The following is a 24,787-nucleotide window of genomic DNA, read 5'->3' as shown; positions in this document are numbered from 1 at the left end:
CAAGTGTCCGGGTCTTCCGAAAGTCGCCCCCAAGCTCCCAACGCTCCTGATTCCCGCGGCGAATTCAACGGAACCCTGTCGGCCGATGAAGGAGGCCTCACGCATGGTCCAAGGTAAAAACGTGCACGATGAATCCGCTGGGGCTCCAGGGGGTGGCGTTTACGACTGGTATCAGCGCGGGGTGAAGCTTTTGAAAGAGGGCAGTCCGGCAGCCGCTGCCGCTCTGCTTGAGCGTGCCGCTGACGCGGAGCCCGATTCGCGCAGCATCAGGGAGGCTCTTGCGCGAGCGCAGTTCAATTCGCGGCAGTACGCGGAGGCTGCGGCGAGCTTCCGCCAGATCGTCGACGCCAATCCGACTGAGGATTACGCCTATTTCGGGCTTGGGTTATCGCTGTGGCGAACGGGCGACATTGAAGGGGCCCAGGAACCCCTCGCGATCGCTGTGGCCATGCGGCCGGATGAACGTCATTACGTGTCCGCGCTGAAGAGCGTTCGCGCCACTCTGCGGGCTCGGCGCGAGATGTAGCCGATAGCCGGGTAGCTGGCTTGATATGGCCGGCAGACAAGGCCCAGTCTGTGAGACCGATTCGTTGAGTCGGACGGGCATGGGCGGTTTCAGCGGCACAGCGGGGTTTGCTTCGGGGCATGTTCCCGCTGTTGTGCGTGTGCGTCTGGTGCGCTGGGCGTGGGCAGGGGGTTCGGGGCAGGCGTCCCGTTCTCTGGACGCGGGCACGAGACGGTACCGGTAGTTCGGTGGTCGGGTTACGAGCAGCCGAGCGCGTCCATAGGGGTGTTGCGTGCTTAACGGTGTTGCGGGTTGATGGTGCGAGCGGTTCGACTTCGTGGGAGATGGGGGTGGTCACTCCTTGGTGAGGACGATGGCGAGGCCGGAGAGTACGTCGTTGATCTTGTTGGCGTCGAAGCTGGCGGGGTTGAATTGGTCGGCTGAAGCCAGGCCGAGCCATTCCAGGCGCTCCTGGTGTTCGTCGTGGGTGGGGTCGGCGAGGATTTCCAGGAGATATTCGTAGCCCCAGACGCCGCCGGAGTCCTCGGGCGGTCCCGCGCGGCGTCCGGTCAGGCAGCGTGGATAGGCCGTGCCGGGTTCAGCGTCGGTGATGGCTTCGACCAGGATGTCGTGTTCCCAGTCGTCGCCGAAGTCGTAGGTGTAGCGGAGCCGGTCATTGGCCTGGGGGGCGACCTGGTCGAGTCGGGTGGAGGCCGCGCTGCGGATCTCCAGCTCGCGGTCGGTGACACCGAAGCGGCCGGTTACGGTGTCGAAGACCCACATGTGGTAGTTCTGCCAGCCGAAGGATGCCTGGATGACGTCGTGCAGGTGTCGCAGCGTACTGTCCGAGGCGACCTCCAACCGGCGCCAGACCATTGGTCGGGAACCGCGCAAGGTGACCTTGATCGTGTGAACCGTCTGCTTCGCGCTGGGGGTGTTCGTCACAGCGATTATTCTGCCGCGCCGCTGGGTTCGGCGTGGGTGGTGGGCTTAACTGGGCGGCTTGTGGACGGCTCTGAAATGGCATATTTGGGGTATTTGGCTCGTTCAGTCACATGGGACACCGACATTGGTGTTGGTGCGCGAGATCAAATCCATGCGCGGTGTGCGGAAAGTGGAGCTGTCATTACAGGTGGGCGGCTGTTGGGTGGCCAATTCATGCGTCTCTCCGAGAGCCCGGCTTCTCGGCCTCCGCCGGCTGCGTTGTGGGGCTGGTCATCTCTGTCGTCCAGCGCTCCTCGGCATCCGCCGGGTGCGTCGCGGGGACGACCATGGGTGCCGCACGGGCGCGCTTCGGCCTGCGCCCGTGCGCGTCGTGGGGGCGGTCGTCTGTGCCGCCCGGCGCTCGTCGGCCTCCGCCTGTGTGTGTCGCGGGGGCGAAGTTCCCGACCGGATCGGCGGGTTAAGGGGGAATTCGTGGATATCGTCAGCCTTACTCCAGGTGAGTACGAGGCCGACGCTAAAGTCTCAGGCGGCGTGACAGTCAACGGGAAGAGGCGCAGTGCTGATCGACGGCTATGACACCCTGCTGCTCGACCTCGACGGGGTCGTCTATCTGGGCGCGCACGCGGTTCCCCATGCGGTCGAGTCGCTGGAGGAGGCGCGGGGCAGGGACGTGCGGCTGGCATATGTCACCAACAACGCCTCACGCACCCCCGCCGCCATTGCCACGCACCTGCGCGAGCTTGGCGTTCCCGCCAGGGCCGAAGACGTCGTGACCTCGGCGCAGGCCGCCGCCCGGCTGGTGGCCGAGCGGGTGCCGTCCGGTTCCCCCGTGCTCGTGGTGGGTGGTTCCGGGCTGCGGCTGGCCGTACGGGATCAAGGACTGCGGCCCGTCACCACGGCGGCGGACGCGCCGGTCGCGGTCGTGCAGGGTATGGCGCTCGGACTCGCGTACGGGCTGCTGGCGGAAGGCGCGCTGGCCGTACGGCAGGGCGCGTTGTTCGTTGCCGCCAACAGGGACAGCACGCTGCCCACGCGGCGGGGTGAGTTGCCCGGGAATGGGGCGATGGTGCGGGTGATCGCGACCGCGACCGGGGTGGAGCCGGTGTTCGCCGGCAAGCCGGATCCGCCGCTGCATCGGGAGTCGATGATCCGTACGGAGGCGAAGCGGCCGCTCGTGGTGGGTGACCGGCTCGACACCGACATCGAGGGGTCCGTCAACGCGGGCGTCGACGGACTGCTGGTGCTCACCGGGGTCGCCACGCCGCTCGACGTGCTCACGGCTTCCCCTCAGCAGCGGCCGACGTACTTGGCCGAGGATCTGTCCGCGCTGCTGCGGCCCTATCCGGAGGTACGGCAGGGCGTCTGCGGGGGATGGCGGGCCCAGTGGGTCGACGGAGCGCTCACGCTGGAGGGTGACGGCAGCCGCATCGACGGGTTGAGGGCCGCCTGCGACGCGGCCTGGACGCATGCGGGCGAAGGCCGGGCCGAGGAGGACGCGGTCAAGCCGCTGCTGGATCGAATCGGCTGAGCCCGTGCTGGATCGGGTGAGCCGCTGGCGGACCGGATTGGCTGAGCCTGCGCCGGACCGGATTGGCTGAGCCTGTGCTGGGCCGGATTGGCTGAGCCTGTGCTGGGCCGGAGCAGCTGAGCCGGAGGCGCCGCCCTCCTGTTCACCTTCTTGTCGGCCTCACTGATGGTGCCCGGCGGGCTGGTGTTAAGCGGGGAGGTCAGAGGAGGCGGCGTAGGCGGAGCAGGTCGCCGAAGCTGGCGTCGATCCGCACTCGGCCACCGAGCAGCGCGCGCGCCAGGTCGAGCTCCCCGTCCACAAGGGCGATCAGGTCGTCGCTGACGATCGTCAGCTTGACGTCGGCCGACCTGCCGTTCGGGGGCGGTTCTTCGCGGAACGGGTCCAATCCGTCAGGGTGCAGACGGCCGTAGAAGATCAAGTCGAGGTCGGAGATCCGGCAGCTGACCGTACGCTCGACCACGTGCTTGGCCCGGTCCTCCTCGCCGATCTCGTCGAAATGGTCGACGAGCTTGGCCAGTGCCGCCCGGCACTCCTCGACGCTTGCCATGTTGGGATCCTTTCTTCCATTTCAGGACGGTAGCGTTCCACATCAGTGGCACCCCCGTGTGACCCTTCAACGTGTGACACACCTGCCAAGGTGCCGGGTGCTCGCACGAGGCGTTACGGTCGTTGTCATGAGTGAGGTACCGGAGGAGAGCGGCGACCAGCGTGTCGACGCGGTCCTCGCCGGTCTCGGTGACCTGGCCGGGCGGCCGGTGGGTGAGCACGTCGCGGTGTTCGACGAGGCGTTCTCCGGGCTCGAGGCCGCGCTGGGGGCCGTGGACGGCCAAGTGAACGGCCAAGTGAACGGCCAAGTGAACGGCCAGGTGAACGGCCAGGTGGACGGCCAGGTGGACGGCCGGACGGGCGACCAGTGAGCCGACGTATCCGGCTGGACAGTGAGCTGGTACGACGTGGTCTGGCCAGGTCGCGAGAGCAGGCGGGCCAGCTCATCGAAGCCGGCCGGGTCACGGTCGGCGGTCGGCGGGCGGGCAAGGCGGCGACCCAGGTCGACACCGCCTCGGCCATCGTCGTGGCCGAGTCCGCCGACGGTCCGGACTACGTCTCGCGTGGCGCGCACAAGCTGCTCGGCGCGATCGAGGCGTTCGGCGCGCTGGAGATCCGGGGCCGCCGCTGCCTCGACGCGGGCGCGTCCACGGGCGGGTTCACCGACGTACTGCTGCGACACGGCGCCGAACGCGTGCTGGCCGTCGACGTCGGATACGGCCAGCTCGCCTGGTCGTTGCGGACCGACGACCGGGTGACGGTGATGGAGCGCGTCAACGTACGTGATCTCACCCCCGATCTGGTCGGTGAGCCGCCTTCGTTGATCGTAGGCGACCTGTCGTTCATCTCGCTGCGGCTCGTGCTGCCCGCGCTGGCCTCGGTGGCCGCTGCTCGGGCAGACTTCGTGCTGCTGGTCAAGCCGCAGTTCGAGGTGGGCAAGGACCTGGTGGGTGCCGGTGGCGTGGTGCGAGACCCGGTGTTGCGGGCAGGCGCGGTGCGACAGGCCGCGGCCAAGGCGCGCGAGCTCGGTCTGGTGGTGCGCGGCGTGACCGCGAGCCCGCTGCCGGGTCCGTCGGGAAATGTGGAATATCTGCTCTGGCTGGGCAAGGGGGAAGGCGAGCCGCCTGTCGCCGACCTCGAAGCCGAGATCGAGCGGGCCGTCGCGGAAGGGCCGCAATGAACCGTACTGTGCTGGTCGCCGCGCACACGGGGCGGGAGGCCGCGATCGACAGCGCCCGCCTGGTCATCGACCGCCTGGTCACGGCCGGGATCCGGGTCAGGGTGCTCGATGTGGAGGCCGACGACATCGGCTGCCGCGGCGCCGAAGTGGTGCCGTGCGATCCCGGTGCCGCCAAGGACGCGGAGATGCTGATCGTGCTCGGCGGCGACGGCTCGCTGCTGCGCTCGGCCGACCTGGCCAGGCCCACCGGCACCCCGCTGCTCGGCGTCAACCTCGGGCACGTGGGCTTCCTGGCCGAGGCCGAGGTCGCCGACCTGAAGTCGGCGGTCGACAGTGTGGTCGCGGGCCGCTACGACGTCGAGGAACGCATGACGATCGACGTGCTGGCCAGGCAGAACGGCCAGGTGCTCGCCGACACGTGGGCGCTCAACGAGGCCAGCGTGGAGAAGGGCGAGCGCATGCTGGAGGTGGTCGCCGAGATCGACGGGCGGCCGCTGTCCCGCTGGGGCTGCGACGGCGTGATCTGCGCGACCCCGACCGGCTCGACCGCCTACGCCTTCTCCGCCGGGGGGCCCGTCGTGTGGCCGGAGGTCGAGGCGTTGCTGATGGTGCCGATCAGCGCGCACGCGCTGTTCGCCAGACCTCTCGTGGTCTCGCCGCGGTCCACGCTCGCCGTCGAGATTTTGCCCGACACACCCGGCGGTGTCCTGTGGTGCGACGGGCGGCGCCGCTTCGACCTGCCGTCCGGCACCCGAGTGGAGGTACGCCGCGGCTCCCAGCCGGTACGACTGGCCCGGCTGCACGGGGTGGAGAGCACCGGCGCACCCTTCACCGACAGGTTGGTCGCCAAGTTCGAACTACCCGTCCAGGGCTGGCGCGGAAGGGTGCGTCCCTGACTCAATTACAGGTGCAGCGCGTACAGTTAGATCGCACAAGCGTTCGGAGCGACGGGAGTGGGCAGTGCGACCAAGGGTCGAGGAGGTCCGCATCCAGGGGCTCGGCGTCATCGATGAGGCCGTTCTGGAGCTTTCGCCAGGCTTCAACGTGGTCACCGGTGAAACCGGTGCCGGCAAGACGATGGTCGTCACCGGGCTCGGGTTGCTGTTCGGCGGCCGGGCCGACCCTTCCCGCATCCGGCCGGGCACCGACAAGGCCACCATCGAGGGCACACTGATCATCGAAGCCGACGGCCGCGTCTCCCAGCAGGTCGAGGACATCGGCGGGGAGATCGAGGACGGCGAGCTCATCATCTCCCGCACCGTCTCGGCCGAGGGCCGGTCGCGGGCCTGGCTCGGCGGCCGGACGGTGCCTGTCGGCACGCTGACCTACCTGGCCGACGATCTGGTCGCCGTCCACGGGCAGATGGACCAGCAACGTCTCCTGCAGCCGGCCAAGCAGCGGGCCGCTCTCGACCGCTATGCCGGTGACGATCTGGTCAAGCCGCTGCGCGCCTACTCCCAGGCGTACAAACGGCACAAGCAGGTGGGGGCGCTGCTCGACGAGCTCACCACCAGGGCGCGTGAGCGCGCTCAGGAGGCCGACCGGCTGCGGTTCGGCCTGGAGGAGATCGAGAAGGTCGAGCCGAAGGCCGGCGAGGACGTCGAGTTGCGCGGCGAGGAGGAGCGGCTCTCGCACGCCGACGCGCTGCGCGGCGCCGCGACGAGCGCGCACACGGCGCTGCTCGGCGACCCGATGGAGGCCGCGAGCGGCACGCGCGACGTGATCTCCCTGCTGGGCGAGGCCCGCTCGGCCGTCGAGGCGGTGCGCGACTACGACACGCAGCTCGCCGGGGTGGCCGACCGGCTGGCCGAGGCCGGCTACCTCATCTCCGACGTCGCCACCGACCTGGCGGCCTACGCCGAGTCGATCGAGGCCGACCCTGCGCGGCTTGCCAGCGTGCAGGATCGACGGGCCCTGCTGTCCGGACTGATCCGGAAATATGCCGAAGACAGCGCTGGTGTCCTGCAGTGGGCCCAGGAGGCGTCCGCCCGGCTGGTCGAGCTGGAAGGCGACGACGAGCGCATCGACGAGCTGGCCCGCGAGCACGACGAGCTGACCGCCCGGCTCACCGAGCTGGCCGCCGAGCTGACCCGGGTGCGCGAGGGCGCCGCCGAGCGGTTCGGCCAGGCCGTCACCGACGAGCTGACCGCGCTGGCCATGCCGCACGCCAGGGTCATCGTCCAGCTCACCCAGGTCGCGGACTTCGGCCCCGAGGGCGTCGACGAGGTCGAGCTGCGCATGGCCGCCCACCCCGCCGCGCCGCCGCTCCCGCTCAACAAGGGCGCGTCCGGCGGCGAGCTGAGTCGCGTCATGCTGGCGATCGAGGTGGTGTTCGCGGGCGCCGACCCGGTGCCGACGTTCGTGTTCGACGAGGTCGACGCGGGGGTGGGCGGTAAGGCCGCGGTCGAGATCGGGCGCCGCCTCGCCAGGCTGGCACGGACCGCCCAGGTCATCGTCGTCACCCACCTGCCGCAGGTGGCCGCGTTCGCCGACCAGCATCTGGTGGTCGAGAAGGCCAGTGACGGCAGTGTCGTACGCAGCGGCGTCCTCGCCCTCAACCATGAAGGCCGGGTGCGCGAGCTGTCCCGCATGCTGGCGGGGTTGGAGGATTCTGAGCTGGGCAGAGCACACGCCGAAGAACTCCTCGGGCTAGCGGCCGCCGATCGGTGATCCTGAGTGACATAGCGGACACGCCGCGCAGTGCGTGGCCTCTGCGCTGCTTCACTCTGGCAGGATGGTCTTGATGAAGGTTCCGGGGAGCAGGATGCCGGGCCTCCGCGCTAGGAAGGTCGCAGACCTTCCCGGTGTCACGGCAGTGGCGAGAGTCGATCGGCGGACTAAGAGGCTGACCAAGCGCCTCCAGCCCGGTGAAATAGCGATCATCGATCACGTCGACGTGGACCGGGTCAGCGGGGAGGCGCTTGTCGCGTGCGGAGTGTCGGCCGTGGTCAACGTCGCCGCCGGCATCAGCGGACGCTATCCCAACCTCGGTCCACAGATCATCATCGAGTCCGGGGTGCCGTTCGTCGACAACGCCACCCAGGATCTGTTCGAGCGGGTCAAGGACGGCGACGTCGTCCGGATCCACGACGGGGTTGTCTACCTCGACGGTGACGTGGTCGGCAAGGGCGAGGAGCAGACCCCCGACGCGGTCGAGGCCGCCATGGCCGAGGCGCGCGCCGGTCTCGCCGTGCAGATCGAGGCGTTCGCCGTCAACACGATGGAGTACGTCCGCGGCGAGGGCAAGCTGCTCATCGACGGAGTCGGCGTGCCGGACATCCGCACCCCCATGGAGGACAGGCATGTCCTCATAGTGGTGCGCGGCTACCACTACAAGGAAGACATCGCCACCCTGCGCCCCTACATCAGGGAATACCGCCCGGTGCTCGTCGGGGTCGACGGCGGTGCCGACGCGCTGCTGGAGGCCGGCTACCTGCCCGACGTGATCGTCGGCGACTTCGACTCGGTCTCCAACAAGGCGCTGAGCTGCGGCGCCGAGCTCGTCGTACACGCCTACCGCGACGGCAGGGCGCCCGGCCTGGAGCGCGTCCACCAGCTCGGCCGCGAAGCGGTGATCTTCCCGTCCACCGGCACCAGCGAGGACATCGCGATGCTGCTGGCCGATGACAAGGGCGCCGAGCTGATCGTGGCGGTCGGCACCCACGGCACGCTGGAGGAGTTCCTCGACAAGGGGCGCTCCGGGATGGCCAGCACCTTTCTCACCCGGCTGCGGGTCGGCAGCAAGCTCATCGACGCCAAGGGAGTGAGTAGGCTCTACCGAAGCCGCATCTCGACGCCCCAGCTGCTGCTGCTCGTGATCACCGCGCTGATCACGATGGGCGTCGCGCTCTTCCTGTCGCCGATCGGCCAGACCTGGCTGAACGGCATGCAAGATTTCTGGAACGCCTTCATCTTCTGGTTGGTCGGACTCTTCTCGTGATCGATTTCCGCTATCACCTCGTGTCCATCGTCGCGATCTTCCTCGCTCTGGCGGTGGGCATCGTCATGGGCACCACGTTGCTCCAGTCGCCCGCCATCGAGTCGGCGCTGCGGACGAGCAACCAGATGACCCAGGACAACACCAGTCTCAGAGCCCAGCTCGACGCGGTGCGCGGCAGGGAGGCGGGCAACGACTCCTTCGTCGCCGCGCTCACCGCGCAACGCGTCGCGGGCGAGCTGACCGGCCAGCACGTCGTGCTCATCGAGGCACCAGGCTCCAGCACCACCTACCGCGAGGCCGAGCAGCAGGTGCTCGCCCAGGCGGGCGCCCTGGTCACGGGGCGGGTCCTGCTGGATGAGAAGTTCGCCGATCCCAAGCAGAGCGGCGTGATCGACGGCCTGGCCAACAGCCTCAAACCCGAGGGCCTGACCTTTCCCGCGGCGGCCACTCCCTACGTGAAGGCCGGTGCCGTGCTCGCCGCCACCGTCCTGACCACCGACCCGGCCCAGGCCAGCACCGCGAACCCGGCCACCGGGGCCGTCCTTGGCGGCTTCGAGGAGGGCGGGTTCCTCAGCATCGAGGGCGACCCCAACAAGCGGGCCACGCTCGCGGTGATGTTCGCGCCGGAGAAGCCGTACGAAGGCGAGAACGCCGAAGCCCAGGCCGACGCCCTCGTCAGGCTCGCGGGCGGCCTCGACGCCGGTGGCAAGGGCACCGTGGTGACGGCCACGGCCCCCACCGCCGCCGCCTCCGGCGGCGTGATCAGCGCGCTGCGCGACGACAGCGAGGTCGCCAAGCGCGTCTCGACCGTCGACACGCCCGACATGCCCGCGGGCCGGATAGTGATTGTTGACGCGCTCCGCGAGCAGCTGAGCGGCCGTGCCGGCCACTACGGCATCGGCACGGGAGCCCCGTCGTTCCAGCCCGCGGCGCCGACCGCGACCCCGTCCCCCACCCAGTCAGGGAGCTGACATGGCTCGTGGCCTCCTCTACGCCCTCGCCGGTGCCGCGATCGGCGCCGTCGCGGCCCGCACGGCCTACACCGCCTTCACCCGCCTGGCGCCGCGCGCCGAGGAGAAGGAGCCGGGCCGCTGGACCCGCACCAACCACCGCGGCGAGCCGATCACGCTGCTGGAGGGCCCCGCGTTCGTGGCCGGCTCCGGCGCGGCGGCCGCGCTCGCGCCGGGTCTTCCGCCCCGGGTACGTCTGGCGGCGCTGCTGGCCGGCGTCGGCAGCGGAGCGCTCGGCGCCTACGACGACCTTTACGGCACGACCAAGTCCAAGGGCTTCAAGGGGCACCTGACCGCGCTGGGCCGCGGCGAGGTGACCAGCGGGGCGGTCAAGATCCTCGGCATCGGGGCCACCGGGCTGGGCGCGGCCGCGCTCGTCTCACGGGGGCCGGTCGACACGCTGGTCAACGGCGCGGCCATCGCGGGCACCGCCAACCTGGCCAACCTCTTCGACCTGCGACCCGGCCGGGCGATCAAGGTGGGCCTGCTCACGGGCGGGCCGCTGCTGGCGGCCTCGCTCTTCCGCGACGCGCCGCTGACCGCCGCGCTGACCGCCGTGCCCCTCGGCGCCGCCGCCGCGCTGCTCCCCGACGACCTCGGCGAGCGGGCGATGCTCGGGGACGCCGGGGCCAACGCGCTGGGGGCGCTGCTCGGGCTGGCCGCGGTGACCAAACTGGGGCGCCGGGGGCGGTTCGTGCTGCTCGGTACGGTGGCGGCGCTGACGGCGGCGTCGGAGAAGGTCAGTTTCACCAAGGTCATCGCCGGCAATCCGGTGCTCAACCGGCTGGACATGCTCGGTCGCCGGCCCGTCGACACGGCGTGAGCCGGTGTGCTTCGACGTGGTGTGAGCCGGCGTCCCGTGACGCGGCGTGAGCTGTGTGGGGTGAGGTCGGTGTCCTGTGGCGCGGTTTGAGTCGGTGTCCTGTTAGGTGATGGGGCGCCCTGCGCGATTGTCGGTGCGGGCTGCCAGGATGTTGGCGTGATCGGGTTCGGGGCGGGGCGGGTGTGGTGAGGGAGCGGCTCGTCCGCGGCGTCGCCGGTGGGGCGCTGCTCATCGGGGCGATCACCGTGCTGGCCCGGGTCGCCGGGTTCGCCAAGCAATACGCCTTCGCCCAGACGGTGGGCACCAACTGCCTGGGGACGGCCTATGCCACGGCCAACGGGATCCCCAACATCGTCTTCGAGGTCGTCGTCGGTGGCGCGCTCGCCGGGATGGTGGTTCCGGTGCTCGCGGGAGCCATGCCAGAGCACGCTTCGAGCGGTGACTCGGACCGGGAGCGGGCCGGGCGGATCAGTTCGGCGCTGCTGAGCTGGGTGCTCGTGGTGCTGGTGCCGCTCGGCGTGCTGACCGCGGTGTTCGCCGGGCCGATCCTCGGGTTGTTCTTCGGTAACGCCGTGCCCAACTGTGACGTGGGAGAGGTGACCGCGGTCGCCACCCGCATGCTGGTCGTCTTCGCCCCCCAGATCCCGCTGTACGGCGTCGCGGTCGTCCTCTACGGCCTGCTCCAGTCCCACCACCGCTTCGCCGGGCCCGCCGTCGCCCCGCTGGTGTCCAGTCTCGTGGTCATCGTCGCCTACCTGCTGTTCGTGCCGCTCAGCGGGGGGAGCAGCGCTCCTGCCCGGGAGTTGGGGGCCGCCGAGCTCGCGCTGTCCGTGGGCACCAGCCTCGGGGTGCTGGCTCTGGTGCTCACCGTGATCGGCCCGGTCGCCGGGCTCGGGTTGCGGTGGCGGCCCACGCTGCGCTTCCCCGACGGCGTGGCCGTCCAGGTGCGCAGGCTCGCGCTGGCCGGGGTGGCCGCGCTGGTCGCCCAGCAGGCCGCCATGGTCATGGTGGTCGTGCTGTCCAACCGGGAGGTCGGCAACGGGGCCATCGTGGTCTACAACTACGCCTGGGCGATCTATCTGGTGCCGTACGCGGTGCTGGCCGTGCCCATCGCCACCAGCGCGTTTCCGCGGCTGTCCGCGCAGGCGGCCAGCGGCGACACAGCGGGGTTCGCGACGCTCGCGGCGCGCACCACGCGGGCGGTGGTGCTGGTGTCGGGGCTGGCCGCCGGGGTGCTCGCCGCGGTGGCCGAGCCCGGGGCGGTGGTGTTCCTCGGCTTCAAGAGCGATGTGCCCGCGCAGGATTTCGCCCGTGCGATCGCGCTGTTCGCGCCTGGGCTCGTCGGTTACGGGCTCATCGCGCAGCTGAGTCGTGTCCTGTACGCGGCCGGGCGCGGGCGGGCCGTGGCGATGGGCACCGTGCTGGGGTGGGGCGTTGTCATGGTGGCGCAGACCGTGTTCGCGCTGGCGTTTCCCGGTGACTGGAAGCTCGGGGGGCTGGCGCTCGGCATGACCACCGGGATGACGGTGGGCGGCGCGCTGCTGCTCGCCTCGGTGGTGCGGGCGCGGGGGCGCGTCGCGGTGGCCGGGCTCGGCCGGGCCGCGCTGGCCTCGGCCGCCGGCGGTGGCGCGGGTTACCTGGCGGGGGCGGCGGTCGTGGGGGCGCTGGGGGCGCGGGGCATCTGGCCCAATGTCGGGGCGAGCGTGCTGGCGGCGCTCGCGGCGGTCGTCGCCGGTGGTGTGGTGGTGGCGTTGGCGGACCGGCCGACGGCTCGGGCGGTGGCCGGTTCGTTCAGGCGTGGATCTGGGAAGTGAGGAGCGGCTGTGCGGGTGGCGTTCGTGCTGGGAACCACGTCCGGGGGGACGGGACGGCATGTCCGGATGCTGGTCGAGGGGCTCATCCGGCGTGACCATCGCGTGGTGGTCGTGGGGCCGGGGAGCGTCGAGGAGCAGTTCTCGTTCGGCGCGGCCGGGGCCCGGTTCGTGGCGGTGCCGATGTCGGATCGGCCGCATCCGGTCAATGACCTGCGGGCCGTGCTCGCGATCCGGCGGGTGACCAAGGACGCCGACGTGGTGCACGCCCACGGCCTGCGGGCCGGGGCGCTGGCCGGGCTGGGGCTGTGGGGCCGATTGGCGAGCCGGACACCGGTGGACGGGCTGGGCTCGCGGGCTCGGTCGGCGAGGCGGACGGTGGCGGACGGGCCGTCCCGCGTGCCGGTGCCGTCCGGGGTGAGCGGGCGGGTGTCACTGGTGGTGACGTTGCACAACGCGCTCACCGCCGGGGGGCTGGTCGGGGTCGTCTATGGCGGGCTCGAACGGGTCGTGGCAAGCAGGGCCGACCAGGTGCTGGTCGTCTCGCCCGATCTGGGGGAGCGGATGAGGGCGCTGGGGGCGCGGGAGGTGGGGCCTGCCGTGGTGCCCGCGCCCGTGCCGCGGGCCGCCCGGCGTTCACCGCAGGAGGTCAGGGCCGAGCTGGGGGCCGGGCGGCGGCCGATCGTGCTCACCGTCGCCAGGCTGGCCCAGCAGAAGGGCTTGGAGACTCTCCTCGACGCCGCTCGCGGGCCTTGGGCGGACGAGGGTGAGACGCCGCTGTTCGCGGTGGCGGGGGACGGGCCGTTGCTCGGCGACCTGCGGCGCAGGATCGAGGCCGAGGCGCTGCCCGTGGTGCTTCTGGGCAACCGGGATGATGTGCCCGACCTGCTCGCCGCCGCGACCGTCGTGGTGTGGGCGAGCAGGTGGGAGGGCCAGCCGTTGAGTGTGAGCGAGGCCCTCATGATAGGGCGGCCGGTCATCGCGACGGCCGTGGGCGGGGTGCCCGATCTCCTGGCCGGGGCGGGGATCCTGGTGCCGTACGGGGACGTGGCGGCGCTGCGGGCCGCCGTACAGGATGTGGTCGGCGACGGCGCCGAGGCGGCGCGGCTGGCCGCGGCGGCGGCGCGACGGGGGGCGGAGCTTCCCGATGCCGACGAAGCGCTGGAAAGTGTGCTGAATGTCTACAGACGGTTAAGACAGCACGAATGATTAGGCGAGACTTACGCGTTCTCATATACTGCGTGCGTTAGGGAGGGGAGTATCCCTTCGCGGCAGCCTCGTCATCACGGTGCAGCCCCGCTCCACGGGGCCCCCGGGGCTGCCGGTCCGCAGGTTCGGCGGGCGGGAGAGACCTCCGGCACTCGTTTTTTGCATGCCGGAGGTAGAGCACGTGGCCGTACCTGTCTGGGCCTGGATCGCCGTCATCGGCGGCCTGCTGGTCGTTCTGGCCGTCGACCTCTGGATCGTCGACCGCGGTGAGGCCCGTGAGTTCTCGATGCGGCAGGCCGGATACTGGGTCACGTTCTATGTGCTGCTCGCCGCGGTGTTCGGCGGTGTGCTGTGGGCCACGCTCGGCGGCGCCAAGGCGGGGGAGTTCTTCGCCGGCTACATCACTGAATACAGCTTGAGCGTCGACAACCTGTTCATCTTCTTCATCGTCATGAGCAGGTTCGCGGTGCCCCGGGCGTACCAGCACAAGGTGCTGCTCGTCGGGATCCTGCTGGCCCTGGTCATGCGCGGCATCTTCATCGCGCTCGGCGCGGCGGCGCTGGAGCGGTTCAGCTGGTTGTTCTATGTCTTCGGCGCCTTCCTCGTCTACACCGCGATCAACCTGATCCGGCAGCACCTCAAGGGCGATGAAGAGGAGTTCAACGAGAACATCCTGCTCAGGTGGGTGCGCAAGGCGTTCCCCACCACTGAGGGCTACGTCGGGTCGAAGGTCACCGTCAAGATCGACGGGCGTCGGATGGTCACCCCGATGCTCATCGTGATGGTCGCCATCGGCAGCACCGACCTGCTGTTCGCGCTCGACTCGATTCCCGCCATTTTCGGGCTCACCAAGGACCCGTTCATCGTCTTCGCGGCCAACGCGTTCGCGCTGATGGGACTACGTCAGCTCTACTTCCTGCTGGGGGGTCTGCTTCAGCGGCTGGTCTACATCAGCTATGGGCTTGCGTTCATATTGGGCTTCATCGGGGTTAAGCTCATATTGGAGGCACTGCATGCCAGCGAGGTCTCCTGGGCGCCCGAAATCCCCATCTGGGTCTCGCTCACGGTCATCGGCGCCACCATGGTCATCACTACCGCGGCCAGCCTGATCAAGGCCCGTGTCGATGCGCGCAAGGGCGAGGAAGCCAGTAGGGCTAGCTAAATGGCTTTCGAGGCGCTTTGCTTGAGAAGTTGCGCCGTGTAATAGTTGCTGACTCTGTAACATCACGGCAAAGCGCCCAGTCCAGCCACCATCGAAGGTTGTACGTGTCAGACGATTCTGCCAAGACGGGCCGCCTGCGGCTCGCGCGCGGGGTGTCCCCGTGGCTCTTCCCCACCGTCGCCGCCGCGGCCACCACCGCGCTGCTGACGCGCCGGGACCGTCGATGGGCGCTGGCGGCAGCGCCGCTGGGCGCCCTCACCGGTGCCATGCTCTGGTTCTTCCGTGACCCGGACCGCACGCCGGGCGAGGGGCGGATCCTGTCACCGGCCGACGGCGTCGTGCAGAGCATCGACCCGCAGGCCGACGGGCGCACTCGCGTCGCGATCTTCATGAGCCCGCTGAACGTCCATGTGAACAGGGCCCCCCTTGCGGGAAATGTCACCTCCGTGCAGCATGTGGCGGGTGGCTTCCTGCCGGCTTTCAACAAGGACAGCGACCAGAACGAACGCGTGGTGTGGCATTTCGCGACGGCGCTCGGTGACGTCGAGATGGTGCAGATCGCGGGCGCGGTGGCGCGCAGGATCGTGCCATACGTGACCGTCGGCGCCAAGGTCTCGCAGACCGAGCGGATCGGGCTCATCAGGTTCGGTTCGCGGGTCGACATCTACCTTCCCGAAGGGATCTCGTCCGCGGTGTCCGTGGGCGAGAAGACGGTTGCGGGGGTGACCAGAATTGACCGCGGCTGACGCCGGCAGCTGGCAGGCCGACGACGAAGAACCTCGAGGACCCGTCGGTAAGGCGTTCCGCCTGTCCGCGGCGGACTCGCTCTCGCTGGGCAATGCCATCTGCGGGTTTCTCGCGGTGTGCGTACTGGCTTCATCGGCGATCCAGTCGCTCAAGGCCGGGGGCGACTTCACGCCCGCGCCGAGCTACTTCGCGACCGCCGTGGTGCTGCTGCTCATCGGCGCCACCTGTGACCTGTTCGACGGCCTGGTCGCGCGGCGCTTCCGCGCCTCCGCCATGGGCGCCGAGCTCGACAACCTCGCCGACGTGATCAGCTTCGGGTTCGCGCCCGCGTTCATGGTCGTGATCTGGGGTGGTTTCACGGACAAGGTGCCGTTCGCCGCTGTGGTGGCCGCCGCCGCGGCGGTGCTGGTCGCCGGTGTCGTCCGGCTGGCGCGGTTCGCCTGCGTCAAGACCAAGAGCGGCGACTTCATGGGCCTGCCCATCCCCATGGGCGCCATGACCGTCATCTCGATCGTGATGCTGTTCCAGCCGAGCGTTTACTCGCTGCTCGCGGTGCTCGGCGTGGCCTGGTTGATGGTGAGCCGGATCGAATACCCCAAGCCCAAGGGGCAACTCGCCGCGGTGGTGCTCGGGTGGATCATGATCAATGTGGCCTTCCTGACCTTCTGGGTGGCCTGGCCCGAGGGTGGCGACCTGCCGATCAAGATCGGTGCCACCATGCAGATCGCGCTCGTGGCGGCGATCCCGCTGCGGGTGCTGTTCTACAAGCGTGAGCAGCGCAAGGAAGCCGAGCGCATCGGCAGCTGAGCGGATACGTCCGCCGTCATCCGGGTGGTGATGGAGCCATGTCGGCCACGCCGCGCGAGCACACGCGAACGTACTTTCTCGCGAAGCTGGCCAGAGAACTGGAGCAGCACGGGCTGACCACCACGCTGCTGCCCTACCCGCCCGCGCTGCGGGTCAGCGACCCCGACACCGCGATGCTCGCCGAGACGGTCGACTGCGTGCCGCTGCCGGAGGGGTGGTTCTACCGCTGGTCGTGGGGCGAGGTCGTGGGCCTCGCCGACGACCCCGCCCTGGCGGCCCAGCGGATCGCCCGAGTCCTGGCCAACCGCTGACCTCGACACCTCGGCCCGCCGCGCCTCCGGCTCGGTGGGCCGAGGTATCGGCGCCGGTGACTCGGCGCCGGACTGACCTGTCGGCACCTACGCTTGGTGGTCGCTGAGCCGCCGGTCGGCTGGTTACCAGCCTCTGGCCTTCCAATCCGGCAGTGACGGGCGCTCGGTGCCGAGCGTGGTGTCCTTGCCGTGGCCCGGGTACACCCACGTGTCGTCGGGCAGGCGGTCGAAGATCCGCTCGGCGACATCGCTGTAGAGCTGGGCGAAGCGCTCCGGGTCCTTCTGCGTGTTGCCCACCCCTCCGGGGAAGAGCGAGTCGCCGGTGAACAGGTGTCTTCCCTCGTCGCCGCCGTCGTACAGCAGGGCGATCGAACCCGGCGTGTGGCCGCGCAAGTGGATCACCTCGAGATCGGCCACGCCGACCGTGACCCTGTCGCCGTGCTCGACCGTGCGGTCCACCGGGACCGGCAGGCCGGGCGCGTCGAGCGGGTGCGCGATCACCTGGGCGCCCGTCACCTTGGTCACCTGCTCCAGCGCCTGCCAGTGGTCGCCGTGCTGGTGGGTCGTGACGATCGCACTGATCGGCTGGTCGCTGACGAGCGCCAGCAGCCGGTCGGCCTCCGCGGCGGCGTCGATCAGCAGGCCGTCGCCGGTCTGGGTGCAGCGCAGCAGGTAGGCGTTGTTGTCGAACGGCCCCACTGCCAGCTTGTAGATCGACAGCCTCGGGAGCTCGCGTACGTCGGCGGGACCGCCGACCTGGACGTCACCTGTGTAGGTCATGGATAGTCCTTCGGGGGCGTCGCGGGCAGATCAGCGGGGGCGGGCATCGTCATCCAGGGCGGCGCCACGGGAACCGGCGTTGACAGCCGCCCCTCCGTCACCACCCTAACGCCCGAGCCGTCGGATCTCCCGATGAGCCATGCCAGAACGTCGGCCGCGTCGCCCTCGACCGCCGGGCCGGGGCCCAGGTCGCGCCACGTCCGCCCACCGCGCAGGGTGATCTCGCTGACGGTGCTCTGCCCGTACGGCCAGCACCGCAGGCAGTCGTGGAGCTCCCGACGCACGAACGTCTCCGGCCAGTCCGCCGGGCCGTACCCGGCGCCGAGGTCCACGTGGTGCACTTCGACCTCACGCAGCCGCCGTACGAGGATGTACCAGGCGGGGTGCGGCGGCGGGCGCATGCCTGAGACGGTCGCCCGCCATGCCGCCTCCGGGAGGTCGTGGATCTCGGCGGCCAGCCGGGCGTCGGCGGCTTTCAGCTCGGCGACGTGTTCGGCCGGGGTACGGCCCGCGCCCGTCTCGATGCCCAGCTCCCGCGCCGTGCCGGTCGGGTACTGCGGTGTCTCGACGCCGGTCCTGGCCCACGTCAGCAGGTTGATGTGGCTGTCGGCGTTCCCCGCCACGTGGGCGAGCACGTGGCCTCTGGACCAGCCCGGAAGGAGTGAGGGGGCGGCGACGTCGTCCTCGCCAAGGGACGCCGCCGTGGTCAGGAAACGGGCGGTCGACGCGGCCAGCTCGGCCTGGAGCGTCAGCAGAACGGTCATGCCGGATATTTCATCATCCGGAGGGTTCTGGGGGTTGCTGGGGGCATAAAATGCCAGGTCACGCGGTTGACAGCTAAAGGCCACCTGCAGGGGTGGGAGTAGGCCGTAACCTGGTAGCGACGGATTTTCGGGGTTCGACGAGCGGGCCGCCGAAATTGTCGGAGCCCCCGTCTACCATCCCCCGTGGACCTATCCGCCTTTCGACATCCGGGATCGCCGTGGCAGACCGCCTGATCGTGCGTGGTGCACGAGAACACAACCTCAAAGACGTCTCGCTGGACCTGCCGCGAGACTCTCTGATCGTCTTCACCGGCCTGTCCGGCTCGGGCAAGTCGAGCCTGGCCTTCGACACGATCTTCGCTGAGGGCCAGCGGCGCTACGTCGAGTCGTTGTCGGCCTACGCCCGCCAGTTCCTCGGCCAGATGGACAAGCCCGATGTGGACTTCATCGAGGGCCTGTCGCCCGCGGTGTCGATCGACCAGAAGGCCACCAGCAAGAACCCCCGCTCGACCGTCGGCACGATCACCGAGGTCTACGACTATCTGAGACTGCTGTGGGCGCGCATCGGCAAGCCCCACTGCCCGGTGTGCGAGCGGCCGATCGCCAGGCAGATGCCGCAGCAGATCGTCGACCGCGTGATGGACCTGGAGGAGGGCACCCGCTTCCAGGTGCTGGCCCCGGTCGTCAGGGGCCGCAAGGGCGAATACGCCGAGCTGTTCCGGGAGCTGCAGACCAAGGGCTTCGCCCGGGCGCGGGTCGACGGCGTGGTCATACGGCTGGAGGAGCCGCCCACGCTGAAGAAGCAGGAGAAGCACGACATCGAGGTCATCGTCGACCGGCTCTCGGTGAAGGAGTCGTCGCGCCGGCGGCTCACCGACTCGGTCGAGACCGCGTTGCAGCTGTCCGGCGGCACGATCACGCTGGAGTTCGTCGACCTGCCCGAGGGCGATCCCAACCGCGAGCGCTTCTACTCCGAGCATCTCTACTGCCCCTACGACGACCTGTCGTTCGAGGAGCTGGAGCCCCGCTCGTTCTCCTTCAACTCGCCCTTCGGCGCCTGCCCGGAGTGCACGGGGCTCGGCACCAAGATGGAGGTCGACCCCGACCTGGTCGTACCCGATCCGGAGTCCACGCTGCGAGACGGCGCGCTCCACCCCTGGTCGGGCGGCCACACCAGCGAATACTTCGTCAGGCTCGTCGAGGCGCTCGGCCACACGATGGGCTTCACCCTCGACACGCCGTGGGAGAAGCTGCCCAAGGCCGCGCAGAAGTCCCTGCTGTTCGGCCACGACGAGCAGGTGCACGTCCGCTACAGCAATCGCTACGGCAGGCAGCGCTCCTACTACACGACCTACGAGGGCGTCATCCCGTGGGTCCAGCGCCGGCACGTCGAAGCGGAGAGCGACTCGACCCGCGAGCGGTTCGAGGGCTACATGCGTGAGATCCCCTGCCCGGCCTGCAAGGGCGCCAGGCTCAAGCCGGTCACGCTGGCCGTCACCGTCGCCGACAAGTCGATCGCCGACGTCTCGTCCATGTCGATCGGCGAGTGCGCGGAGTTCCTCTCCGAGCTCAAGCTGTCCGACCGCGACATGCAGATCGCCGAGCGCGTGGTCAAGGAGATCAACGCCCGCATGGGCTTCCTGCTCGACGTCGGCCTCGACTACCTGACCATGGACCGCGCCGCCGCCACCCTGGCGGGCGGCGAGGCGCAGCGCATCCGGCTGGCCACCCAGATCGGCTCCGGCCTGGTCGGCGTCCTGTACGTCCTGGACGAGCCGTCGATCGGCCTGCACCAGCGCGACAACATGCGGCTGCTCGACACACTGATCAGGCTGCGCGACATGGGCAACACGCTGATCGTCGTCGAACACGACGAGGACACGATCGCGGCCGCCGACTGGGTGGTCGACATCGGTCCGGGCGCGGGCGAGCACGGCGGCCAGGTCGTCGTGTCCGGCACCGTTCAGGAGTTGCTGGCCAGCGAAGAGTCGATGACCGGCCAATACCTGTCCGGGCGCAGGAGCATCCCGATCCCCGCCAAGCGCCGCAAGCGCGACAGGAAGCGGCAGATCACGGTCAAGGGCGCGCGCGAACACAACCTCAAGGGCGTCGACATCGACTTCCCGCTCGGCCTGTTCACCGCCGTCACCGGCGTGTCGGGGTCCGGCAAGTCCACCTTGGTCAACGACATCCTCTACAACGCGCTGGCCAAGGAGCTCAACGGGGCGCGCACCGTGCCGGGGCGGCACTCCCGGATCAACGGCATGGACCAGGTCGACAAGGTCGTCCACGTCGACCAGTCGCCGATCGGGCGCACCCCGCGCTCCAACCCGGCCACCTATACCGGCGTGTTCGACCACGTACGCAAGCTGTTCGCGGCCACCACCGAGGCTAAGGTGCGCGGCTACCAGCCGGGACGCTTCAGCTTCAACGTCAAGGGCGGCCGCTGCGAGGCGTGCGCGGGCGACGGCACCATCAAGATCGAGATGAACTTCCTGCCCGACGTCTACGTCCCGTGCGAGGTCTGCCACGGCGCCCGCTACAACCGGGAGACGCTGGAGGTCCACTACAAGGGCAAGACGATCTCCGAGGTGCTCGACATGCCGATCGAGGAGGCGCTCGGCTTCTTCGACGCGATCCCGGCGATCAAGCGCCACCTGCAGACGCTCAACGACGTCGGCCTCGGCTACGTACGGCTCGGCCAGCCCGCCACCACCCTGTCCGGCGGCGAGGCGCAGCGCGTCAAGCTGGCCTCCGAGCTGCAGCGGCGGCAGACGGGGCGGACGATCTACGTGCTCGACGAGCCGACCACCGGGCTGCACTTCGAGGACATCCGGCGGCTGCTGGGGGTGCTCGGGCGGCTGGTCGACGGCGGCAACACGGTGATCGTCATCGAGCACAACCTCGACGTCATCAAGACTGCCGACTGGGTGATCGACATGGGGCCCGAGGGTGGCTCACGGGGCGGCACGCTGGTCGCCACGGGGACGCCTGAGGAGATCGCGCTGGTGGACGAGAGTCACACCGGGCGCTTCCTGCGTAAGATTCTCTCGCTCTGAGGGTTCCCGGAGTTTCTGTACGGCGGGTGGCCGCCGTACAGAACCCTCGGGACCCTCGACGGGAGACGGCCTCGCGGGGATGACCCGGACGGGGAACCGAGGGGGGTCGGCAATAAAGTTGACCCGACGATAGCGGCCTGGCCTGCAGGGGGTCAGTGGCCACGGGGAAGGGTCGACACCATGGGGATTACGGAGCTGGGCAGCGCCATGCCCGAAATCGGGCGTCGCGAGGCGCTGGGCGCGGCCGGACTGGCGGCGTGCGGTCTCGCGGTCGCGGGCTGTGGCGGCGGCGCCAGCGCCGAGCCGGCCGGGATCAAGGGGCAGGTGCTCGCCAAGACCGCGGACGTTCCCGTGGGCGGCGGGGTCGTGGTGGAGAAGTACAAGATCGTGGTCACCCAGCCGGCGAAGGGCGTCTTCAAGGCGTTCAGCGCGGTCTGCACGCACAAGGGCTGCGCCGTCGGCTCGCCCGAGGAGAACGTGATCACGTGCGGGTGCCACGGCAGCGAGTTCGCCGCCGACAGCGGCAAGGCGCTCAAGGGCCCGGCGACCGCGCCGCTCGTGGCCTATCGGATCAAGGTCGAGGGCGACGGCGTCGTGGTGGCCTGAACAGGTAATTCTGCGTGGTTCCCGGATTGGCGTACGGCACGCTGAACCGGCGCGAGGGCGCTGGCCGTACCTGAAGTGAGAACTAGACCTGGGAGGACGCACCATGACCGAAACGACGCGCCGGGCGGTGGTGCTCGGGGCCGGAGGCGCCGGGCTCGCAGTGGTGATGACCGCTTGCGCGAGCTACGGCTCGCCGACGACCCAAGCGAGTGAGGCACCCCCGGCCGACGAGCCGTCGTCCGCGGCCCCGAAGAAGAAGAAGGCCGCCGCCGGCAAGGCGCTCGCCGAAACCGGCGACATCCCCAGCGGGGGCGGAAAGGTCTTCGAGAGCCAGAAGGTGGTCGTCACCCAGCCGACGGAGGGGGAGTTCAAGGCGTTCACGGCGATCTGCACCCATCAGGGATGCACGGTCGACGAGGTCGCGGACGGCACCATCAACTGCCCGTGCCACGGGAGCAAGTTCAAGATTTCCGACGGTTCCGTCGCAGGTGGCCCGGCTTCCGAGCCGCTCGAGGAGAAGAAAATCAAGGTCAGCGACGGTAAGATCACGCTTGCCTAGCGGGTCCTCATGAATTTCTCACCTGTGTGCGGTTGGGTGAGCTCATGGGAGATGACTTTCAGAGTCGCAGAGCGATGATCGCCGGTGTGGGCGCGGGTGGCCTGACACTGGCGCTGACCGCGTGCGGCAGTAACGACGCCGCGAGCGGCGCGCAGACCTCGACCGCCACGGCGCAGTCGAGTGCTCCGGCGGCCGCGGGTGGCGCATTGGCGAAGACCTCCGACATCCCCGTGGGCGGGGGGACGGTCTTCAAGGAGCAGAAGGTGGTGGTGGTGCAGCCCAAGTCGGGCGAGTTCAAGGCGTTCAGCGCGATCTGCACCCACCAGGGCTGTACGGTCGGCGGCGTCGCGAACGGGATGATCGACTGCCCGTGCCACGGCAGCAAGTTCAAGATCGACGACGGATCCGTCACCGCCGGACCGGCCAAGAAGCCGCTTCCTGAGCAGCAGATCAAGGTTGAGGGAGACCAGATCACGCTCGCCTAGGCGCACGCCCGCCGTGCCAGGACGCCTGGTACGGCGGGCCACCTTGTCGGTGTGGCCCGTTAGTCTTTGAACGTGGCGAGATCAGTGCGCAGTCCCCTGAGTTTCCGCCCCCAGTCGGGTTCCATTCCCGACTCTCCGGGGGTCTACCGGTTCAGGGACGCGCATGGCCGGGTGATCTACGTCGGCAAGGCCAAGAGCCTGCGGCAGCGGCTCAACTCCTACTTCGCCGACTTCTCCGCGCTGCACCCGCGCACCCAGACCATGCTCACCACCGCCGCCGACGTCGACTGGACGGTGGTCGGCACCGAGGTCGAGGCGCTGCAGCTCGAATACTCCTGGATCAAGGAGTTCGACCCCCGCTTCAACGTCAAATACCGCGACGACAAGTCCTACCCCTACCTCGCCGTCACCATGGGCGAGGACTTCCCGCGCGTGCAGGTGATGCGGGGCGCCAAGCGCAAGGGCACCCGCTACTTCGGCCCCTACTCGCACGCCTGGGCCATCCGCGAGACCGTCGATCTGATGTTGCGCGTCTTTCCCGTCCGCACGTGCAGCGCGGGGGTGTTCAAGCGGGCCGGGCAGATCGGCCGGCCGTGCCTGCTGGGCTACATCGACAAGTGCTCGGCGCCGTGCGTGGGCCGGGTCACCCCGGACGAGCACCTGGCCCTGGCCGAAGACTTCTGCGACTTCATGGCGGGCAACACCGGCCGCTTCATCAAGCGGCTGGAGCGGGACATGCGCGAGGCCGCCGCGGCGCAGGAATACGAGCGGGCCGCCAGGCTCCGCGACGACATCCAGGCCCTGCAGCGCGCGCTCGAGAAGCAGGCCGTCGTCCTCGGCGAAGGCACCGACGCCGATGTGATCGCGCTGGCCGAGGACCCGCTCGAAGCCGCCGTCCAGGTCTTCTACGTGCGCGGCGGCCGCATCCGCGGCCAGCGCGGCTGGGTGGTCGACAAGGTCGAGGAGAGCTCGCCGGGTGAGCTGGTGGAGCAGTTCCTGCTGCAGATGTACGGCGAGGCGGGCGCCGAGTCGATGCCCCGCGAGGTCCTCGTGCCCGTGCTGCCGCCCGACAACGAGGCGATCACCGAGCTGCTGTCGGAGCAGCGTCGCGCCCGGGTCGAGGTCCGGGTGCCGCAGCGCGGCGACAAGAAGTCGCTGATGGAGACCGTCGAGCGCAACGCGAAGGAGTCGCTCGCCCAGCACAAGATCCGCAGGGCCGGCGACCTGACCACCCGCAGCAAGGCGCTGCAGGAGATCGCCGACGCGCTCGACCTCGACCAGGTGCCGCTGCGCGTCGAGTGCTACGACGTCTCCCACCTGCAGGGCGAGAACGTCGTGGCGTCGATGGTGGTCTTCGAGGACGGCCTGCCCCGCAAGAGCGAATACCGCCGCTTCGCCGTTAGGACCAAGGAAGGCGACGTCGCCTCCATCTACGAGGTCATCCAGCGGCGATTCCGGCGCTACCTGGAGGAGCGCTCGGCCACCGGGGAGCTGGCGGCCGACGACGACGCCGACGGACCCAACGGGCCCATCGACCCGGAGACCGGAAAGCCGCGCAAGTTCGCCTACCCGCCCAATCTGGTCGTGGTCGACGGCGCGGGGCCCCAGGCGGCCGCCGCCCAGCGGGCGCTCGACGAGCTCGGCATCGATGACGTCGCCGTGTGCGGCCTGGCCAAGCGGCTCGAAGAGGTGTGGCTGCCCGGCGACGACCAGCCGGTGATCATGCCGCGCTCAAGTGAGGGGCTCTACCTGCTGCAACGCGTGCGGGACGAGGCACACAGGTTCGCCATCACCTACCATCGTGCTAAGAGGTCCAAGACCGTGAAGGAGAGCGCGCTCGACACCGTGCCCGGCCTCGGACCGGCGCGCAGGCAGGCGCTGCTCAAACACTTCGGCTCCGTGAAGAAGCTGCGCGAGGCCACCGCCGCCGAAATGTGCGAGGTCCCCGGCATCGGCCCGGCCATCGCCGAGGTGATCGCGTCGACGCTGAAGGGGGAGGGACAGTGAGCC

Annotated in this window: 24 protein-coding genes; 20 read left to right on the top strand and 4 right to left on the bottom strand. The window is 69.6% G+C overall.

Features of this window, described 5'->3' with window-relative positions; genetic code table 11:
* Window positions 1–85 precede the first annotated feature (85 nt).
* A complete protein-coding gene (locus AB0H88_RS49405; RefSeq protein ID WP_357656732.1) occupies window positions 86–526 on the top strand; it encodes a tetratricopeptide repeat protein in 441 nt (146 codons plus the stop codon).
* A 333-nt stretch (window positions 527–859) separates the two neighbouring features.
* Here the strand turns inward: AB0H88_RS49405 and AB0H88_RS49400 are convergent, their stop codons facing one another.
* On the bottom strand, window positions 860–1,450 hold the full coding sequence (locus AB0H88_RS49400; protein WP_357656730.1) for a plasmid pRiA4b ORF-3 family protein: 591 nt from the start codon (window positions 1,448–1,450) through the stop codon (window positions 860–862).
* A gap of 556 nt (window positions 1,451–2,006) precedes the next feature.
* Between AB0H88_RS49400 and AB0H88_RS49395 the strand changes: the two genes are divergently transcribed.
* On the top strand, window positions 2,007–2,978 hold the full coding sequence (locus tag AB0H88_RS49395; protein ID WP_357656728.1) for an HAD-IIA family hydrolase: 972 nt from the start codon (window positions 2,007–2,009) through the stop codon (window positions 2,976–2,978).
* Window positions 2,979–3,177: 199 nt separating this feature from the next.
* Here AB0H88_RS49395 and AB0H88_RS49390 read toward each other — a convergent pair whose 3' ends face one another.
* On the bottom strand, window positions 3,178–3,525 hold the full coding sequence (locus tag AB0H88_RS49390; protein WP_357656726.1) for an SCP2 sterol-binding domain-containing protein: 348 nt from the start codon (window positions 3,523–3,525) through the stop codon (window positions 3,178–3,180).
* Between the two features lie 127 nt (window positions 3,526–3,652).
* On the opposite strand from AB0H88_RS49390, the gene AB0H88_RS49385 reads away from it, so the two are divergent.
* From AB0H88_RS49385 to AB0H88_RS49325, 13 genes are all read left to right on the top strand, one after another.
* On the top strand, window positions 3,653–3,895 hold the full coding sequence (locus AB0H88_RS49385; protein ID WP_357656724.1) for a hypothetical protein: 243 nt from the start codon (window positions 3,653–3,655) through the stop codon (window positions 3,893–3,895).
* Entirely contained in the window at window positions 3,892–4,704 is an 813-nt protein-coding gene (locus AB0H88_RS49380; protein ID WP_357656722.1) for a TlyA family RNA methyltransferase, read from the top strand. The genes AB0H88_RS49385 and AB0H88_RS49380 overlap by 4 nt, the downstream gene beginning before the upstream one ends.
* Complete coding sequence (locus AB0H88_RS49375; protein ID WP_357656721.1) at window positions 4,701–5,600, top strand: NAD kinase; 900 nt, start codon at window positions 4,701–4,703, stop codon at window positions 5,598–5,600. The genes AB0H88_RS49380 and AB0H88_RS49375 overlap by 4 nt, the downstream gene beginning before the upstream one ends.
* Window positions 5,601–5,664: 64 nt before the next feature.
* Window positions 5,665–7,374: a DNA repair protein RecN gene (gene recN, locus AB0H88_RS49370; protein WP_357656720.1), complete on the top strand. Its 1,710-nt coding sequence runs from the start codon at window positions 5,665–5,667 to the stop codon at window positions 7,372–7,374.
* Between the two features lie 73 nt (window positions 7,375–7,447).
* A complete protein-coding gene (gene steA / locus AB0H88_RS49365; RefSeq protein WP_357656718.1) occupies window positions 7,448–8,644 on the top strand; it encodes a putative cytokinetic ring protein SteA in 1,197 nt (398 codons plus the stop codon).
* A complete protein-coding gene (locus AB0H88_RS49360; RefSeq protein ID WP_357656716.1) occupies window positions 8,641–9,615 on the top strand; it encodes a copper transporter in 975 nt (324 codons plus the stop codon). The genes steA and AB0H88_RS49360 overlap by 4 nt, the downstream gene beginning before the upstream one ends.
* Before the next feature lies 1 nt (window position 9,616).
* Entirely contained in the window at window positions 9,617–10,477 is an 861-nt protein-coding gene (locus tag AB0H88_RS49355) for a hypothetical protein (protein ID WP_357656715.1), read from the top strand.
* Window positions 10,478–10,662: 185 nt separating this feature from the next.
* The gene (locus AB0H88_RS49350) at window positions 10,663–12,291 is read left to right on the top strand and encodes a lipid II flippase MurJ (protein WP_357656713.1); all 1,629 of its coding nucleotides are present in this window, start codon (window positions 10,663–10,665) and stop codon (window positions 12,289–12,291) included.
* Between the two features lie 9 nt (window positions 12,292–12,300).
* On the top strand, window positions 12,301–13,497 hold the full coding sequence (locus tag AB0H88_RS49345) for a glycosyltransferase family 4 protein (protein WP_357656711.1): 1,197 nt from the start codon (window positions 12,301–12,303) through the stop codon (window positions 13,495–13,497).
* A gap of 163 nt (window positions 13,498–13,660) precedes the next feature.
* Window positions 13,661–14,659, top strand: coding sequence for a TerC family protein (locus tag AB0H88_RS49340; RefSeq protein WP_357656709.1), 999 nt, complete (start codon window positions 13,661–13,663; stop codon window positions 14,657–14,659).
* Window positions 14,660–14,763: 104 nt separating this feature from the next.
* Window positions 14,764–15,405, top strand: coding sequence for a phosphatidylserine decarboxylase (locus AB0H88_RS49335; protein ID WP_357656707.1), 642 nt, complete (start codon window positions 14,764–14,766; stop codon window positions 15,403–15,405).
* Window positions 15,392–16,213 (top strand): CDP-diacylglycerol--serine O-phosphatidyltransferase, encoded by an 822-nt coding sequence (pssA, locus tag AB0H88_RS49330; RefSeq protein WP_357656705.1) that lies wholly within the window; start codon window positions 15,392–15,394, stop codon window positions 16,211–16,213. Before AB0H88_RS49335 ends, pssA begins: the two co-directional genes overlap by 14 nt.
* 38 nt (window positions 16,214–16,251) lie before the next feature.
* Window positions 16,252–16,524 (top strand): hypothetical protein, encoded by a 273-nt coding sequence (locus AB0H88_RS49325; protein WP_357656704.1) that lies wholly within the window; start codon window positions 16,252–16,254, stop codon window positions 16,522–16,524.
* Between the two features lie 123 nt (window positions 16,525–16,647).
* On the opposite strand, the gene AB0H88_RS49320 is transcribed toward AB0H88_RS49325, so the two are convergent.
* Window positions 16,648–17,304 carry an MBL fold metallo-hydrolase gene (locus tag AB0H88_RS49320; protein ID WP_357656702.1) on the bottom strand — a complete coding sequence of 219 codons (657 nt, stop codon included), beginning with the start codon at window positions 17,302–17,304 and terminating at the stop codon, window positions 16,648–16,650.
* Window positions 17,301–18,068, bottom strand: coding sequence for a maleylpyruvate isomerase family mycothiol-dependent enzyme (locus AB0H88_RS49315; RefSeq protein ID WP_357656701.1), 768 nt, complete (start codon window positions 18,066–18,068; stop codon window positions 17,301–17,303). The genes AB0H88_RS49320 and AB0H88_RS49315 overlap by 4 nt, the downstream gene beginning before the upstream one ends.
* Before the next feature lie 218 nt (window positions 18,069–18,286).
* Here AB0H88_RS49315 and uvrA point away from each other — a divergent pair, with 218 nt between their 5' ends.
* From uvrA to uvrC, 5 genes are all read left to right on the top strand, one after another.
* Window positions 18,287–21,127 carry an excinuclease ABC subunit UvrA gene (gene uvrA, locus AB0H88_RS49310; protein WP_357656700.1) on the top strand — a complete coding sequence of 947 codons (2,841 nt, stop codon included), beginning with the start codon at window positions 18,287–18,289 and terminating at the stop codon, window positions 21,125–21,127.
* 180 nt (window positions 21,128–21,307) lie between these two features.
* Window positions 21,308–21,733: a Rieske (2Fe-2S) protein gene (locus tag AB0H88_RS49305; protein WP_357656698.1), complete on the top strand. Its 426-nt coding sequence runs from the start codon at window positions 21,308–21,310 to the stop codon at window positions 21,731–21,733.
* A gap of 103 nt (window positions 21,734–21,836) precedes the next feature.
* On the top strand, window positions 21,837–22,292 hold the full coding sequence (locus tag AB0H88_RS49300) for a Rieske (2Fe-2S) protein (protein ID WP_357656696.1): 456 nt from the start codon (window positions 21,837–21,839) through the stop codon (window positions 22,290–22,292).
* Between the two features lie 44 nt (window positions 22,293–22,336).
* Window positions 22,337–22,777, top strand: coding sequence for a Rieske (2Fe-2S) protein (locus AB0H88_RS49295; RefSeq protein WP_357656694.1), 441 nt, complete (start codon window positions 22,337–22,339; stop codon window positions 22,775–22,777).
* A gap of 72 nt (window positions 22,778–22,849) precedes the next feature.
* Window positions 22,850–24,784: an excinuclease ABC subunit UvrC gene (gene uvrC / locus AB0H88_RS49290; protein WP_357656692.1), complete on the top strand. Its 1,935-nt coding sequence runs from the start codon at window positions 22,850–22,852 to the stop codon at window positions 24,782–24,784.
* Window positions 24,785–24,787: the final 3 nt, after the last annotated feature.

It is taken from the genome of Nonomuraea sp. NPDC050680, from assembly GCF_040654555.1.
Lineage (GTDB): Bacteria > Actinomycetota > Actinomycetes > Streptosporangiales > Streptosporangiaceae > Nonomuraea.
The sequence above is the reverse complement of the archived record's forward strand: the minus strand, read 5'-3'. Positions and strand labels throughout refer to the sequence as shown.

Excerpts from the sequence above, each read along its gene's own strand:
- AB0H88_RS49405 (WP_357656732.1), top strand. The coding sequence starts at position 86 with ATGAAGGAGGCCTCACGCATGGTCCAAGGTAAAAACGTGCACGATGAA.
- AB0H88_RS49390 (WP_357656726.1), bottom strand. The coding sequence starts at position 3,525 with ATGGCAAGCGTCGAGGAGTGCCGGGCGGCACTGGCCAAGCTCGTCGAC.
- AB0H88_RS49385 (WP_357656724.1), top strand. The coding sequence starts at position 3,653 with ATGAGTGAGGTACCGGAGGAGAGCGGCGACCAGCGTGTCGACGCGGTC.
- AB0H88_RS49375 (WP_357656721.1), top strand. The coding sequence starts at position 4,701 with ATGAACCGTACTGTGCTGGTCGCCGCGCACACGGGGCGGGAGGCCGCG.
- steA (WP_357656718.1), top strand. The coding sequence starts at position 7,448 with ATGAAGGTTCCGGGGAGCAGGATGCCGGGCCTCCGCGCTAGGAAGGTC.
- AB0H88_RS49355 (WP_357656715.1), top strand. The coding sequence starts at position 9,617 with ATGGCTCGTGGCCTCCTCTACGCCCTCGCCGGTGCCGCGATCGGCGCC.
- AB0H88_RS49340 (WP_357656709.1), top strand. The coding sequence starts at position 13,661 with ATGCCGGAGGTAGAGCACGTGGCCGTACCTGTCTGGGCCTGGATCGCC.
- AB0H88_RS49325 (WP_357656704.1), top strand. The coding sequence starts at position 16,252 with ATGTCGGCCACGCCGCGCGAGCACACGCGAACGTACTTTCTCGCGAAG.
- AB0H88_RS49320 (WP_357656702.1), bottom strand. The coding sequence starts at position 17,304 with ATGACCTACACAGGTGACGTCCAGGTCGGCGGTCCCGCCGACGTACGC.
- AB0H88_RS49315 (WP_357656701.1), bottom strand. The coding sequence starts at position 18,068 with ATGACCGTTCTGCTGACGCTCCAGGCCGAGCTGGCCGCGTCGACCGCC.
- AB0H88_RS49305 (WP_357656698.1), top strand. The coding sequence starts at position 21,308 with ATGGGGATTACGGAGCTGGGCAGCGCCATGCCCGAAATCGGGCGTCGC.
- AB0H88_RS49300 (WP_357656696.1), top strand. The coding sequence starts at position 21,837 with ATGACCGAAACGACGCGCCGGGCGGTGGTGCTCGGGGCCGGAGGCGCC.
- AB0H88_RS49295 (WP_357656694.1), top strand. The coding sequence starts at position 22,337 with ATGGGAGATGACTTTCAGAGTCGCAGAGCGATGATCGCCGGTGTGGGC.